14 protein-coding genes are annotated in these 15,055 nt (G+C 62.1%); 7 read left to right on the top strand and 7 right to left on the bottom strand.

Annotation, left to right across the window (positions count from 1 at the left end; genetic code table 11):
• Position 1: 1 nt before the first annotated feature.
• From ACM6JM_RS26305 to ACM6JM_RS26295, 3 genes are read right to left on the bottom strand one after another with little or no spacing between them, the layout of a single operon-like run.
• Positions 2–592: an LON peptidase substrate-binding domain-containing protein gene (locus tag ACM6JM_RS26305; RefSeq protein WP_039771871.1), complete on the bottom strand. Its 591-nt coding sequence runs from the start codon at positions 590–592 to the stop codon at positions 2–4.
• Between the two features lie 10 nt (positions 593–602).
• Entirely contained in the window at positions 603–1,319 is a 717-nt protein-coding gene (locus ACM6JM_RS26300) for an LrgB family protein (RefSeq protein ID WP_007958637.1), read from the bottom strand.
• A complete protein-coding gene (locus ACM6JM_RS26295; RefSeq protein ID WP_039771873.1) occupies positions 1,319–1,681 on the bottom strand; it encodes a CidA/LrgA family protein in 363 nt (120 codons plus the stop codon). The genes ACM6JM_RS26300 and ACM6JM_RS26295 overlap by 1 nt, the downstream gene beginning before the upstream one ends.
• Before the next feature lie 193 nt (positions 1,682–1,874).
• On the opposite strand from ACM6JM_RS26295, the gene ACM6JM_RS26290 reads away from it, so the two are divergent.
• From ACM6JM_RS26290 to ACM6JM_RS26280, 3 genes are all read left to right on the top strand, one after another.
• Positions 1,875–2,330, top strand: coding sequence for a MaoC family dehydratase (locus ACM6JM_RS26290; protein ID WP_007909575.1), 456 nt, complete (start codon positions 1,875–1,877; stop codon positions 2,328–2,330).
• A 110-nt stretch (positions 2,331–2,440) separates the two neighbouring features.
• Entirely contained in the window at positions 2,441–4,168 is a 1,728-nt protein-coding gene (locus ACM6JM_RS26285; protein ID WP_163976567.1) for a C13 family peptidase, read from the top strand.
• Positions 4,169–4,195: 27 nt separating this feature from the next.
• Complete coding sequence (locus tag ACM6JM_RS26280) at positions 4,196–4,837, top strand: oxidoreductase (protein WP_007958634.1); 642 nt, start codon at positions 4,196–4,198, stop codon at positions 4,835–4,837.
• 34 nt (positions 4,838–4,871) lie between these two features.
• Here the strand turns inward: ACM6JM_RS26280 and ACM6JM_RS26275 are convergent, their stop codons facing one another.
• The 4 genes from ACM6JM_RS26275 to ACM6JM_RS26260 form a co-directional block, all read right to left on the bottom strand.
• On the bottom strand, positions 4,872–5,156 hold the full coding sequence (locus ACM6JM_RS26275) for a YceK/YidQ family lipoprotein (protein ID WP_074691595.1): 285 nt from the start codon (positions 5,154–5,156) through the stop codon (positions 4,872–4,874).
• Positions 5,149–5,796: a flavin prenyltransferase UbiX gene (ubiX, locus tag ACM6JM_RS26270; RefSeq protein WP_236190113.1), complete on the bottom strand. Its 648-nt coding sequence runs from the start codon at positions 5,794–5,796 to the stop codon at positions 5,149–5,151. Before ubiX ends, ACM6JM_RS26275 begins: the two co-directional genes overlap by 8 nt.
• Positions 5,793–7,142, bottom strand: coding sequence for a UDP-N-acetylmuramate:L-alanyl-gamma-D-glutamyl-meso-diaminopimelate ligase (mpl, locus tag ACM6JM_RS26265; protein WP_007958628.1), 1,350 nt, complete (start codon positions 7,140–7,142; stop codon positions 5,793–5,795). The genes ubiX and mpl overlap by 4 nt, the downstream gene beginning before the upstream one ends.
• 194 nt (positions 7,143–7,336) lie before the next feature.
• Positions 7,337–9,253, bottom strand: coding sequence for a sigma-54-dependent Fis family transcriptional regulator (locus ACM6JM_RS26260; RefSeq protein WP_414882757.1), 1,917 nt, complete (start codon positions 9,251–9,253; stop codon positions 7,337–7,339).
• Positions 9,254–9,554: 301 nt separating this feature from the next.
• Here ACM6JM_RS26260 and ACM6JM_RS26255 point away from each other — a divergent pair, with 301 nt between their 5' ends.
• The 4 genes from ACM6JM_RS26255 (at position 9,555) to eutC (ending at position 14,986) form a co-directional block, all read left to right on the top strand.
• On the top strand, positions 9,555–11,075 hold the full coding sequence (locus tag ACM6JM_RS26255; RefSeq protein WP_039771883.1) for an aldehyde dehydrogenase family protein: 1,521 nt from the start codon (positions 9,555–9,557) through the stop codon (positions 11,073–11,075).
• 234 nt (positions 11,076–11,309) lie between these two features.
• A complete protein-coding gene (gene eat, locus ACM6JM_RS26250) occupies positions 11,310–12,680 on the top strand; it encodes an ethanolamine permease (RefSeq protein WP_039771884.1) in 1,371 nt (456 codons plus the stop codon).
• Positions 12,681–12,761: 81 nt separating this feature from the next.
• A complete protein-coding gene (locus ACM6JM_RS26245; protein WP_039771886.1) occupies positions 12,762–14,156 on the top strand; it encodes an ethanolamine ammonia-lyase subunit EutB in 1,395 nt (464 codons plus the stop codon).
• Positions 14,153–14,986, top strand: coding sequence for an ethanolamine ammonia-lyase subunit EutC (gene eutC, locus ACM6JM_RS26240; RefSeq protein ID WP_414882756.1), 834 nt, complete (start codon positions 14,153–14,155; stop codon positions 14,984–14,986). Before ACM6JM_RS26245 ends, eutC begins: the two co-directional genes overlap by 4 nt.
• The last annotated feature ends 69 nt before the right edge of the window (positions 14,987–15,055 follow it).

The following is a 15,055-nucleotide window of genomic DNA, read 5'->3' as shown; positions in this document are numbered from 1 at the left end:
CTTACGCAAACAGTTCCCCCTGCAACTCATCGAGCAACGCCTGGATCGCATCCAGTCGCTGCTGCGGATCGTCGAGTTGCAGCAGGTCGATCTTGTCCTCTTCGGCAAAGGGCAACAGGTAGGCCAACTGGTTGGCCAGCGATTGCTGGCCAACCGCTTCAGTGCCCATGTTCAGCGCTTCGACCATCGGGTGCTCGGCCAGGGCCTTGAGCAGCGCCACCAGATCGGCGTCTTCATCCTGCAACGGTTGTTCGGGTTCTTCGTCCAGCCACTCGACCTCGGCCACGATCAACTGATCGCGTTGCACGTCGGTGCGTTGCACGATGAAGCGCCGCCCGCCCTGCACCCGGATGCCCAGCAGTCCGTTGTCCTGCTGCTGGAAATCGGTGATCCGCGCTTCGCAGCCGACCATGGCGAAACCTTCCGGCGCCACGCCGACCTCAGTGCCTTCAAGGATGCACACCACACCGAATCCGCCGCCCTGTTTCATGCAACGGCCGATCATGTCCAGGTAGCGCGCCTCGAAGATCTGCAAATCCAGATTGCAGCCGGGAAACAGCACCGTGTTCAGCGGAAAAAGCGGCAGACTCATAGACATTTCCTTACACCACCATCGACACCGCCAACGGCAGGAACACCGCCGTGGCCACGCCCATCAGACTCATCGCCAGCGCCGCGAAGGCGCCGCACTCATCGCTCTCCTGCAACGCCACCGAAGTGCCGACCGCATGCGCCGTCATGCCCAGCGCCATGCCGCGCGCCTCGGGGCTGTGCACGCCAAGGCGGGTCAGCAGCGCCGGGCCGAAGATCGCACCGATCACCCCGGTGATCAACACGAACACCGCCGCCAGTGCCGCGACACCGCCGATCTGCTCGGCCACCAGCATGGCAATCGGCGAGGTCACCGACTTGGGCGCCATGGTCATCAGAATCATGTGATCGGCGCCGAACCACCAGCCCAGCGCCACGCCCATGCCCGTGGCGACCACGCCGCCTATCACCAGCGTAGTAAAAATCGGCCAGAACAATTGGCGGATGCGCCGCAGATTCAAATACAGCGGCACGGCCAGCGCCACGGTTGCCGGCCCCAGCAGAATGCTGAGGATTTCCGTGCTCTTGCGGTACTCGGCGTAGGTCAGGCCGCAGCCGACCAGCACGCCGATCACCAGCAACATCGAGACGAGTACCGGTTGCAGAAAGATCCAGCGGGTTTTCTCGAATGCCGCCAGCACCAGTTGATAGGCACCGAGGGTGATGCCGATGCCGAACAGGGGATGGTGAATCACCGACGCCCAGGCACCTTGCCAGTCGAACAGCATCAGGACTCCTCCGAATGCGGCGCGTGACGCTTGACCAGCCGTTGCATCAGCACGCCGGCGAAGGCCATCGACAGAATCAGCGACACCACCAACGCCCCGACGATGGCCCAGAAATCGGCGGCAATCGCCGTGGCGTAGACCATCACACCCACCGCCGGCGGCACCAGCAACAACGGCAAATAACGCAACAGGCTGCCGGCGGCGAGATTCAGCGGCTCGCCGACTTCACCGCGCACGATCAGGAATGCCAGCAACAGCAAAAGGCCGATGATCGGCCCCGGCAGCACCGGCAACAGCAAATGATTGAGGGCCGTGCCGAGCAATTGAAACAGCACCAGCATGGTCAGGCCACGTAGCAACATCCGACATCTCCGTCTTACTTTTCACCCCGCAGGTCGCCCGCATTATAAGCACGCCTGCGCTATGAACCGGCATTCGCCAAAAGCATGGTCGGTTGACCTGAGCAAATCGCCATGATGATCTACAGTGGTTCGCAGGGCGGTCAAATCCCCCACCTGAAAAACTATAAAACCGATGAACCCAAGGAGAGTCTCAATGCCCTATGTTCCAGTTGCAGAGCTCAAAGATTATGTCGGCAAGGAACTCGGACGTTCCGAATGGCTCACCATCGATCAGGAGCGCATCAACCTGTTCGCCGAAGCCACCGGGGATTATCAGTTCATCCACGTCGATCCGGTCAAAGCCGCGCAAACGCCATTTGGCAGCACCATCGCACACGGTTTCCTGTCGTTGTCGCTGATCCCCAAACTGATGGAAGACATCCTGATCCTGCCGCAAGGCGTGAAGATGGTGGTCAACTACGGCCTGGACAGCGTGCGTTTCATCCAGCCGGTCAAGGTCAATTCCAAGGTCCGGCTCAAGGTCGACCTCGGTGAAGTGACCGAGAAAAAACCTGGCCAGTGGCTGCTCAAGGCCACCGCCACCCTGGAGATCGAAGGCTCGGACAAACCGGCCTACATCGCCGAACCGCTGTCGCTCTGCTTCGTTTAAGCGCCTGGATGCGAAGCGGCTCACGCTGTTTCGCATCCGCTCCTCCCTGCCGGCTGTATAAGGTCACATAGCTGCGGCATACTCGGTCGCCTAATTGCCCGGATCCCGCTATGCGCTCATTCGCCCCTCTTGCTCCCCTTGCCTTGACCCTGTTGCTGGCCGCGTGTGGCGACGGCGAATCGCTGTTGCCGCCGGATGCGCGCCTGCCCGACGGCGGCCGCTATCGTGGTGAACTGGTCGATGGCTTGCTGCAAGGCCAGGGCCGGGTCGACTACCCCAACGGCAGCTGGTACGCCGGGGCGTTCGACAAGGGGCAATGGCATGGCCAGGGCGAATGGCACGGCAGCAATGGCGAGGTCTATCGCGGCAACTTCCAGCAAGGGCTGTTCGACGGCCAGGGCACGCTGACCACCATGGCCGGCAGCTACACCGGCGGTTTCAAGCTGGGCCGACGCGACGGCGAAGGCACCCTCAAGGAAAACGCGATGACCTATCGCGGCGAATTCAAGGCCGACCAGTATTCCGGGCTCGGCCGCTTGGAGCTGGATGACGGCAGCTCCTATCAGGGCCAGTTCGCCCACGGCAAACCCAACGGCGAAGGCCAGCGCGGCGATGCCAGCGGCAATCAGTTCACCGGCCACTTCGTCAACGGCCAGCTCGAAGGCAACGGCACGTTCAACAGTGCCGACGGCGACATCTACGTCGGCGGCTTCAAGAACAATCAACTGCACGGCAAGGGTCGCTACGAAAACGCCGATGGCGATGTCTGGCTCGGGCAGTTCAAGGAAGGCGCGCTGACCGGCAAGGGCGAACTGATTGGCGCCGACGGAAGCCACTACATCGGTTACTTCAATGATTGGCGCTTCAGCGGTCAGGGTCGCCTGAACCTGTCCGATGGCAGCTTCTACGTCGGCGGGTTCGACAGCGACAGCTATTCAGGACGCGGCACCCTGGTGCTCACCGATGGCAGCGTGCTCAGCGGCACCTGGATCAACGGCCAGCGAGTGCGCGATGCCGACGGCAAATTGCTGCCGGACACCCTCGAACTCGGCCTGCTGGCCCAGGGTCGCCTGCTCGACGAGGCACTGGCGAATGTGCCGGCCTCGACCCCGGCCGTTGAGCTGTACACCCTGACCCTCGGCGGCGATGGCAAGCAGAGCGTGTTCCTGCGCGAATCCGACTACGTGGCCAACATGCTCACCAGCCGTTTCGGCGCGTTTGGCCAGATTCGTCTGGTCAACCATCGCGACCACCTCGGCGACCGGCCGATGGCCACCCGCGAAAACCTGCGCCGCGCAGCCCTGACCCTGGCCGAACGCAGCGGCCCGGAAGATCTGGTCTTCATTTACCTGACCAGCCACGGCACCGCCGAGCACGAACTGGTACTCGACCAGCCGCGCATGGAACTGGCCGACCTGCCCGCCGACGAACTCGCCGCCGTGCTGGCGCCGCTGAAGAACCGCGACAAGATCATTGTCATCTCTTCGTGCTATTCCGGCGGCTTCATTCCGGCGTTGAAGGATGAACGCACGCTGATCATGACCGCCTCGCGCGCCGATCGCGTTTCGTTCGGTTGCTCCGAGGAGGCCAACTTCACCTACTTCGGCGACGCCCTGTTTGCCCAGGCGCTGAACCAGACCGACGACCTGGAACAAGCCTTCAAACTGGCCAAGGCCACCGTCGCCGAACGGGAACTGGCGGACAGCTTCGAAGCCTCTGAACCGCAGATCTGGGCGCCGAAAACCGTACTGGCGCACTGGCAACTGCTGCGTAAACAGCAAGCGAGAAAAGCATTGCAAAGTGCTGCATTGAACGACGGAGCGACAAACAGCAACTAAGCTGAACAGTATCAAGGGAGAGACACTATGTACTTGACGCCTCAGCATGTCTTGCTTGCCGGAGCCACCGGTCTGACCGGTGAACATCTGCTCGACCGCCTGCTCAACGAGCCAACTATCAGCCGTGTCCTTGCCCCCTCACGCCGGCCGCTGGCCGAACATCCGCATCTGGAAAACCCGGTCGGCGACCCACAGACCTTCCTGCCGCAGTTGGCGGGTCGCGTCGACATCGCCTATTGCTGCCTCGGCACCACCATCAAGCAGGCCGGCTCCGAAGAAGCGTTCCGCGCCGTGGATCTGGACATGGTCGTAGCTTTCGCCAAGCGCGCGCGGGAAATGGGCGCACGGCACCTGATCGTGATCAGTGCCCTGGGGGCCGACCGCCGGTCCTCGGTGTTCTACAACCGTGTCAAAGGCGAGATGGAGTACGCATTGCGTGCGCAGGACTGGCCGCAGCTGACCATTTGCCGGCCATCGCTGTTGCTCGGCGAACGCAGCGAGCCCCGCCTGGGCGAGCAGCTTGCCGCGCCATTCTCCAAATTGATTCCTGGCAAATACCGCGGCATCGAAGCCTGCCAACTGGCCCGGGCCATGTGGCGGCTGGCGCTGGAGGAGCAGGATGGTGTGCGGATCGTCGAATCGGATGAGTTGAGAAAACTCGGCAAGTAAAAACAAAAGATCGCAGCCATTGGCTGCGATCTTTTTAGAGTCCGCCAGTCGCCTGGAACCCCACGCCGATCACCGTCAGCAACGACAACGGCAACAGCAGCGTGTCGAGCAGTGCGCTGGCCGGCAGATCCACACCGGGGTAACTCGGCGCCTCGGCGCCGAATCGATCCATCGCGCAACATCCGCCATTCATCGCATACAGATCCAGCCGGGTGCCGGAATACACCACCGGCGCGCCGGGCTTGGCGGCATCCAGCGTGCGCGCCGTGGCGCAGCCAGTAAGTTGCAACACCAGCAGGATCGCCAGCAGCTTATTCATCGCTGCTCAGATGGTGTTCGCCCCAGCGCGGCAGCATGTCCTGGGGGATGCCCAGCAGGTTGAGAATCCGCGCCACCACGAAATCGATCAGGTCATCGATGGTCTGCGGCTGGTGATAGAAGCCCGGCGAGGCTGGCAGGATGGTTACGCCCATGTTCGACAACTTGAGCATGTGTTCCAGGTGAATGCTCGAATACGGCGCTTCGCGCGGCACCAGAATCAACTGGCGACGTTCCTTCAACGTCACGTCCGCCGCCCGTTCGATCAGGTTGTTGCAGGCGCCGGTGGCGATGGCCGACAAAGTCCCCGTCGAACACGGCACCACCACCATCGCGGCCGGAGCGCCGGAGCCCGAGGCCACCGGCGACATCCAGTCTTCCTTGCCGTACACACGGATCTGCCCGGCGGCCGCGCCGGTGTATTCGGTGAGGAACGCCTGCATCATTTGCGGCTTGGCCGGCAGCGACACGTCCGTCTCGGTGGCCATTACCAGTTGCGCGGCCTTGGAAATCAGGAAATGCACCTCACGATCCTCGCGCACCAGGCAATCCAGCAGGCGCAAGCCGTACTGGGCGCCGGACGCGCCGGTCATCGCCAGCGTGATGCGTTCGGGGCCGTTGCTCTCGAAACGACTGTTCATTTCAGCGCCTCGGCGAGTTTGCCGTGCAGGCCGCCGAAGCCGCCGTTGCTCATGATCACCACGTGGGTGCCGGGCTGGGCCTGGCTTTTCACGCGTTCGATGATGCCTTCCAGCGAATCGCTGACGATCGATGGCACGGTGCACAACGCGGCAGTGCCTGCCAGATCCCAGCCGAGATTGGCCGGTGCGTACCAGATCACCTGATCGGCATCGACCACGCTGTCCGGCAGACCGTCACGGTGCGCGCCGAGCTTCATCGAGTTGGAGCGCGGTTCGATGATCGCGATCAGCGGCGCATCGCCGATGCGTTTACGCAGGCCATCAAGGGTGGTGGCAATTGCGGTCGGGTGGTGGGCGAAGTCATCGTAGATAGTGATGCCGCGCACTTCCGCGACTTTCTCCATACGGCGCTTGACGCTCTTGAACGCGCTCAACCCGGCAATGCCCATCGACGGAACAACACCGACGTGACGCGCGGCTGCCAACGTCGCCAAGGCGTTGGCAACGTTGTGCTGACCGGTCAATTCCCACTCGACCACGCCTTGGGATACGCCTTCGAACATCACTTCGAACGCCGAGCCGTCGTCTTTCAGCAACTTGACCTGCCATTGACCGCCGGCACCGGTGGTTTGCACCGGTGTCCAGCAGCCCATCTCGATCACACGCTGCAAGGCCGGTTCGGTGGTCGGGTGAATCACCAGGCCTTCACTCGGGATGGTCCGCACCAAGTGATGGAATTGACGTTCGATGGCCGGCAGATCAGGGAAGATGTCGGCGTGATCGAACTCAAGGTTGTTGAGGATCGCGGTACGCGGACGGTAGTGGACGAACTTCGAACGCTTGTCGAAGAACGCGCTGTCGTACTCGTCGGCTTCGATCACGAAGAACGGCGTGCCGCCCAGACGCGCCGACACCGAGAAATTCTGCGGCACGCCGCCGATCAGGAAACCCGGGCTCATGCCGGCGTGCTCCAGCACCCAGGCGAGCATGCTGCTGGTGGTGGTCTTGCCGTGCGTACCGGCGACCGCCAGCACCCAGCGACCTTGCAGTACATGGTCGGCCAGCCACTGCGGGCCGGAAACGTACGGCAGGCCTTTGTTCAGCACATATTCCACCGCCGGGTTGCCGCGGGACATGGCGTTGCCGATCACCACCAGATCCGGCGCCGGATCAAGCTGCGCCGGGTCGTAACCCTGGGTCAGCTGAATACCCTGAGCTTCGAGCTGGGTGCTCATCGGCGGATAGACGTTGGCATCGGAGCCGGTCACATGATGGCCCAGCTCTTTGGCCAGAACCGCCATCGAGCCCATGAAAGTCCCGCAGATACCCAGAATATGAATGTGCATAGTCGACCTCGTAAAACATGGCCGCAGGTTAGCGCAGGGAGGTGAAAACCGCACTCTTTAGCTGATCACCCGACCCTGATCGTTCCCACGCTCCACGTGGGAATGCAGCGCAGGACGCTCTGCGTCCAAAAGCGGACGCGGAGCGTCCGGGGAGGCGTTCCCACGCAGAGCGTGGGAACGATCGGCAGGAGTATTCAGGCGGTTCGGGCGATCCCGTGCTTGCGCAGCTTTCTATAAAGCGTATTGCGGCTCACGCCGAGCTGCTGCGCCGTGTGGGTCATATGCCAGCGCGTGTGTTCCAGCGCATTGAGCAACGCCAGCCGCTCGGCATCTTCCAATGGATGTTCGGACGACGATTCATCGACTTTGACCAACAGCGGCTGCACCTGCCGAAACATCGCCGGCAAATCCTCCAATCCGATCCGCCCTTCATCGCACAACGCCGCCAGCGTGCGCAGCACATTGCGCATCTGCCGCACATTGCCCGGCCAGTTGAAACCCAGCAACGCCTGGCGCGCCGGTTCTTCGATCAGGATCTTTTCCCCGCCCGCCTCTTCAGCCAGCAGAAAATCCAGCAGCTGCGATTTGTCACTGCGCTCGCGCAACGGCGGCAACGCGACTTCCAGTCCGTTGAGCCGGTAATACAGGTCTTCACGGAAACTGCCATCGCCGACCCGCTCCAGCAGATTGCGGTGAGTGGCGCTGATGATCCGCACGTTGACCGCTTCCGGCTCGCCGCCGATCGGCACCACTTGCCGGTCTTCGAGCACTCGCAGCAGACGGGTCTGCAAGGCCAGCGGCATGTCGCCGATTTCATCGAGGAACAGCGTGCCGCCATCGGCCTGCTGCAACTTGCCGCGCATGCCGTCCTTGCGCGCGCCGGTGAAACTGCCACCGCGATAGCCGAACAGCTCGCTCTCGATCAGGCTTTCGGGAATCGCCGCGCAGTTGAGGGCCACGAAGGCTTTGCCGGCGCGTTGACTGGCGTTATGCACAGCCTTGGCGAATGCTTCCTTGCCGGAGCCCGTTTCGCCGTTGATCAGCAGCGGCACGTCGCGCTCGAACACCCGCAGCGACTTGCGAAAATCCGCCAGCAACGCCGCATCACCGAGACAAATGCCTGCAAGACGCGGCGCTTCGACCGGCGCGGGAACCGGCGCTACCGGCAGCGGCCGGCGAGTTTCGCCACGCAGCACCGCAAACAGATGCCGCCCGTCGCGAGTACGCAGCGGCCAGCTCGCGCTGGCATTGGCACTGGCACGCCCGAGCAACTCATCCAGGGAACAATCGAAAAACGCCTCCACCGGTTTGCCGAGCAAACCACCGCGAATGTGCCCAAGCAGATTCAAGGCACTCTGATTGGCCGCACTGATTCGCCCTTCCCCGTCAAACGCCAGCAACCCTTCGCTGAACAGCCCGACGTACTCCGCCTGAAGATGGAATCGCAACAGCCATTGGTTATCGAAACAGCGCAGGAAATAGCAGCTCTCGATCATCTTCGCCGACAGATTGACCAGCGCCATGGTGTGGAACTGGCTCTGCCGCGAGACGTCATGCCGCGCCGAGGAAACGTCGAGCACCGCCAGCAGTTCGCCGTGCGGGTCGAACACCGGGCTCGCCGAGCAGGTCAGGCCGGTGTGACGGCCGCGAAAGTGTTCATCCTGATGAATCGTCAGGGCCTGACGCTCGACAAGGCAGGTGCCGATGCCGTTGGTGCCCTCACAGGCCTCGCTCCAGTCGGAACCCAGCCACAGGCCGGCGCGTTCGAAGATCTTGCGTTCGGTGGGGGCGGTGACGCAGTTGAGGATCACCCCGCGCGCGTCGGTCAGCAGTACCGCGTGGCCGGCGCCGGAGAGTTGTTGATGCAGGCTGCTCATTTCATTGCCTGCAATCTGCAACACCTGTTGCAGCCGTTCGCGGCTTTCGAGGATTCGACCGTGTTCGAGCACGGTCGGCGCCATGCTCAGGGCCGGGTCGAGGTGATAGTCCTCAAGACAACGCAGCCACGAACGGGCAATCGACGGGTCGGCACCGGGGCCATGCAGGTGCGGCTTGCCCTGGGTGACGGTGAGAACCTGTCGGGCATGGCGACTCAAATGGTTGTCGTGCATTTCTTATTATTCTCCCCGAGGCTCATCGGCCCATGCGTGAAGTGGTGCCCAGCATCCTCCAGCCAACCGGTCTTTGCAATGCTGGCAAGACCGCCCGGTCACGGGTTGTGCCACAAGCGGTACAAACTGTCACCCGAGCTGTACCGATACCGTCACAGGCGCTTGCCACTTGTCTGACACAAATTACGCAAGGCCTTGATTTGCCTGACCTGCACGGCAGTGGCCCGACCTTTGCTCTACGCTTATAGCAAGCGCTCATGCGCGTTTCTCTAATAAGTACAAAGCCAAGGAGAACATCATCATGCGTTACGCTCACCCCGGTACTGAAGGCGCCAAAGTCTCGTTCAAGAGCAAGTACGGTAACTACATCGGCGGCGAGTTCGTCGCGCCTGTCAAAGGTCAGTACTTCACCAATACCTCGCCAGTGAATGGCCAGCCAATTGCCGAATTCCCGCGTTCCACCGCCGAAGACATCGACAAGGCCCTGGACGCCGCCCACGCCGCTGCCGATGCCTGGGGTTCCACTTCCGCCCAGGCCCGCTCGCTGATCCTGCTGAAAATCGCCGACCGCATCGAACAGAACCTCGAAACCCTGGCGATCACCGAAACCTGGGACAACGGCAAAGCCATCCGCGAAACCCTCAACGCCGACATCCCGCTGGCTGCCGACCATTTCCGCTACTTCGCCGGGTGCCTGCGCGCCCAGGAAGGCAGCGCCGCCGAGATCGATGGCAACACTGTGGCCTATCACATCCATGAACCGCTGGGCGTGGTCGGCCAGATCATCCCGTGGAACTTCCCGATCCTGATGGCCGCGTGGAAACTCGCCCCGGCCCTGGCCGCCGGCAACTGCGTGGTGCTCAAGCCTGCCGAGCAGACCCCGCTGGGCATCAGCGTGCTGCTGGAACTGATCGGCGATCTGCTGCCGCCGGGCGTGCTCAACGTGGTGCAAGGGTTCGGCAAAGAAGCCGGCGAAGCCCTGGCCACCAGCAAGCGCATCGCCAAGATCGCCTTCACCGGCTCGACCCCGGTCGGCTCGCACATCATGAAATGCGCTGCCGAAAACATCATTCCATCCACCGTGGAACTGGGCGGCAAGTCGCCGAACATCTTCTTCGAAGACATCATGCAGGCCGAGCCAAGCTTCATTGAAAAAGCCGCCGAAGGCCTCGTGCTGGCGTTCTTCAACCAGGGCGAAGTCTGCACCTGCCCGTCCCGCGCACTGGTTCAGGAGTCGATCTATCCGCAGTTCATGGAAGCGGTGATGAAGAAAGTCAGCCAGATCAAACGTGGCGACCCGCTCGACACCGACACCATGGTTGGCGCCCAGGCGTCCGAGCAGCAATTCGACAAGATCCTGTCGTACCTTGAAATCGCCAAGGGCGAAGGTGCCGAACTGCTGACCGGCGGCAAGGTGGAAAAACTCGAGGGCAGCCTGGCGACCGGGTATTACATCCAGCCGACCCTGCTCAAGGGTACCAACAAGATGCGTGTGTTCCAGGAAGAAATCTTCGGCCCGGTGGTGAGCATCACCACCTTCAAGGACGAAGCCGAAGCCCTGGCGATTGCCAACGACACCGAGTTCGGCCTCGGCGCCGGCCTCTGGACCCGCGACATCAACCGCGCCTATCGCATGGGTCGCGCCATCAAGGCGGGTCGCGTGTGGACCAACTGCTACCACCTGTACCCGGCGCACGCCGCGTTCGGCGGGTACAAGAAATCCGGTGTCGGCCGTGAAACCCACAAGATGATGCTCGACCACTACCAGCAGACCAAAAACCTGCTGGTGAGCTACGACATCAATCCGCTGGGCTTCTTCTAAAACCTCGGGGCAATACAGGTAGTCCTGTGTTGCCCCTCAAATAGCCATCGCTGGCAAGCCAGCGATAGCGTCCTTAATGACACAACACAAAGCCTGGCCGCTCTGGCACGGGCCTTGCGTACCCGTCATTCAGGATTTGCAGGAACACTGCCGCTGCGTGAACAGCATCCACCCACTCAACCGCTGCACCCGAAAGTCCAACAGATCGAACAATAAAAAAGACAGAGAGGACTTATGACTTCCACCACACAGCTCAAACCCACACTCGGCACCCTGCACCTCTGGGGCATTGCCGTCGGCCTGGTGATTTCCGGCGAATACTTCGGCTGGAGTTATGGCTGGGGCACGGCGGGAACCCTGGGTTTCCTGGTCACGGCCCTGATGGTCGCAACCATGTACACCTGCTTCATCTTCAGTTTCACTGAGCTGACCACCGCGATTCCCCACGCGGGCGGGCCGTTTGCCTACAGCCGTCGGGCGTTCGGCGAGAAGGGCGGATTGATCGCCGGGATCGCCACCCTGATCGAATTCGTCTTCGCCCCGCCGGCCATTGCCATGGCCATCGGCGCCTATCTGAATGTGCAATATCCGGGGCTCGATCCCAAACTCGCGGCGGTCGGCGCGTATTTCGTGTTCATGACCCTGAACATCCTTGGCGTCAGCATCGCCGCGACCTTCGAGCTGGTGGTGACCGTGCTCGCCGTCGCCGAATTGCTGGTGTTCATGGGCGTGGTCGCACCGGGCTTCAGCTTCAGCAACTTTGTGCTGAACGGCTGGTCAGGCGCCAATGAGTTCACGATGGGCGCGATTCCTGGCATTTTCGCCGCGATTCCCTTCGCGATCTGGTTTTTCCTCGCCATCGAAGGCGCGGCCATGGCGGCCGAGGAAGCCAAGGACCCGAAACGCACGATTCCACGGGCCTACGTCAGCGGCATCCTGACCCTGGTGTTCCTGGCCATTGGCGTGATGGTGATGGCTGGCGGCGTCGGCGACTGGCGTCAACTGTCGAACATCAACGATCCGCTGCCGCAGGCAATGAAAGCGGTAGTCGGCAACAATTCGACCTGGATGCACATGCTGGTGTGGATCGGCCTGTTCGGGCTGGTGGCGAGTTTCCACGGGATCATCCTCGGCTACTCACGACAGTTCTTTGCCCTGGCACGCGCCGGTTACCTGCCCAAAGGTCTGGCCAAACTCTCGCGTTTCCAGACCCCGCACCGGGCGATCCTGGCGGGCGGCGTGGTCGGCATCGCGGCAATCTACAGCGACGGTCTGGTCAATCTGCAAGGCATGACCCTGACGGCGGCGATGATCACCATGTCGGTGTTCGGCGCCATCGTGATGTACATCATCAGCATGCTAAGCCTGTTCAAACTGCGCAAAACCGAGCCGAACCTGGAGCGCACCTTCCGCGCGCCGGGCTATCCGGTGGTGCCGGCCATCGCGCTGTTTCTGGCGCTGGTGTGCCTAGTGGCGATGGCCTGGTTCAACACGCTGATCGGTTGTGTGTTCCTCGGTTTCATGGCCGCTGGCTACCTGTACTTCCAGCTGACCGCCAAGCAACGCTCCGAAGCACCGGCAGACGCTATGCTCGAAGGTATCTAAAAAACTATCTGAGTTGCACCGGCACCGGGCCTTGGGCTCGGTGCCTGCACTAAAAGCATTCATTCAGGAGGAACGCGCCCAATGGCCGCATTTGCCCATACCGTCGGCGCCCAGACCTATCGCTTCGACAGCCTCAAGGACGTGATGGCCAAGGCCAGCCCCGCGCGTTCCGGGGATTTCCTGGCCGGCGTCGCCGCGCTCAACGACGGCGAGCGGGTGGCCGCGCAAATGGCGCTGGCCGACATCCCGCTCACGCATTTTTTGCAGGAAGCACTGATTCCCTACGAAGCCGATGAAGTCACCCGACTGATCATCGACAGCCATGACAAACAGGCCTTCGCAGTCGTCAGCCATCTCACGGTTGGCGGCTTTCGCGACTGGCTGTTGAGCGAAGCGGCCGACGAATCCAGCCTGCGCGCCCTCGCCCCCGGCCTGACACCGGAAATGGTCGCTGCCGTGTCGAAGATCATGCGCGTGCAGGATCTGGTGCTGGTGGCGCAGAAGATCCGCGTCGTCACCAAATTTCGCGGCACTTTGGGCCTGCGGGGACGGTTATCCACAAGGCTGCAACCCAATCATCCGACCGACGAGCCGTCCGGCATCGCCGCGAGCATTCTCGACGGTCTGTTGTACGGCAACGGCGACGCGATGATCGGCATCAACCCGGCCACCGACAGCATCGCCTCGATCTGCGCGATGCTGGAAATGCTCGACGCGATCATCCAGCGCTACGACATTCCGACCCAGGCCTGCGTGCTGACCCACGTCACCACCTCTATAGAAGCGATCAACCGTGGCGTGCCGCTGGATCTGGTGTTCCAGTCGATTGCCGGCACCGAAGCGGCCAACGCCAGTTTCGGCATCAACCTGAACATTTTGCAGGAAGGTTATGAAGCGGGCCTGAGCCTCAATCGCGGCACGCTCGGGCAGAACCTGATGTATTTCGAAACCGGCCAGGGCAGTGCGCTGTCAGCCAACGCCCACCACGGCGTCGATCAACAGACCTGCGAGACCCGGGCCTACGCCGTGGCGCGCCATTTCAAGCCGTTTCTGGTGAACACCGTCGTAGGATTCATCGGCCCGGAATACCTCTACAACGGCAAACAGATCATCCGCGCCGGCCTCGAAGACCACTTCTGCGGCAAGTTGCTCGGCGTGCCGATGGGCTGCGACATCTGCTACACCAACCACGCCGAAGCCGACCAGGATGACATGGACACCCTGCTGACCCTGCTCGGCGTGGCCGGGATCAACTTCATCATGGGCATCCCCGGTTCCGACGACATCATGCTCAACTACCAGACCACCTCGTTTCACGACGCGCTCTACGCGCGCCAGACCCTGGGCCTGAAACCGGCGCCGGAGTTCGAGCAGTGGCTGGCGAACATGGGCATCTTCACCCAGGCGGACGGCAAGGTCCGCTTCGGCAACAACCTGCCGCCGGCCTTTCGCCAGGCCTTGGCGCAACTGGGATGAGTCAGATGGAAAAACCGCCCGTCGATCCGCAAAACCCGTGGCTGGAGCTGCGTCGCCTGACCCCGGCGCGCATTGCCCTCGGCCGCACCGGCACCAGCCTGCCGACCCGCGCACAGCTGGATTTCCAGTACGCCCACGCACAGGCACGGGACGCGGTGCATTTGCCGTTCGATCACGCCGGGCTCAGCGCCCAGCTGACTGAACGCCAACGTGAAAGTCTTGTGCTGCACAGCGCGGCGGTGGATCGCAACAGCTACCTGCAACGTCCGGATCTGGGGCGCAAGCTCAGCGATGAATCGGCGCAAACCCTGCGCGAATACGCCAAGGCGCATCCGGGCGGTGTGGATCTGGTGATTGTGGTGGCGGACGGTCTGTCGGCGCTGGCGGTGCATCGGCATACCCTGCCGTTTCTCACCCGTCTGGAAGAGCAGATGAGCGCCGACGAATGGTCGACAGCGCCAGTAGTGCTGGTGGAACAGGGCCGAGTGGCGATTGGCGATGAAATCGGCCAGTTGCTGGGCGCGAAAATGGTCGTGATGCTGATCGGAGAGCGTCCGGGCCTCAGTTCGCCGGACAGCCTGGGTTTATATTTCACCTACAATCCAAAGGTCGGCCTCACGGATGCTTACCGCAACTGCATTTCCAATGTGCGGCTGGAAGGGCTCAGCTACGGCATGGCGGCGCATCGCTTGCTGTATCTGATGCGCGAAGCCTGTCGGCGCCAGCTGTCGGGCGTCAATCTGAAGGACGAGGCGCAGGTTCAGACGCTGGAATCGGAAGCCGGTGCAGACATGAAGAGTAATTTCCTACTCGATCCGCCCCCAGCCTGAACCGTTTCCGCATTGCCTTTCTGCGCCGGTTTCAGGCAGGATCGATGCACGGCCGCCCGGGTTTCCCAT

The sequence above is a fragment of the Pseudomonas sp. IT-P2 genome (assembly GCF_949767575.1).
GTDB classification, from domain to species: Bacteria; Pseudomonadota; Gammaproteobacteria; order Pseudomonadales; family Pseudomonadaceae; genus Aquipseudomonas; species Aquipseudomonas pharyngis.
This window is presented reverse-complemented; position numbering and strand designations above follow the sequence as displayed.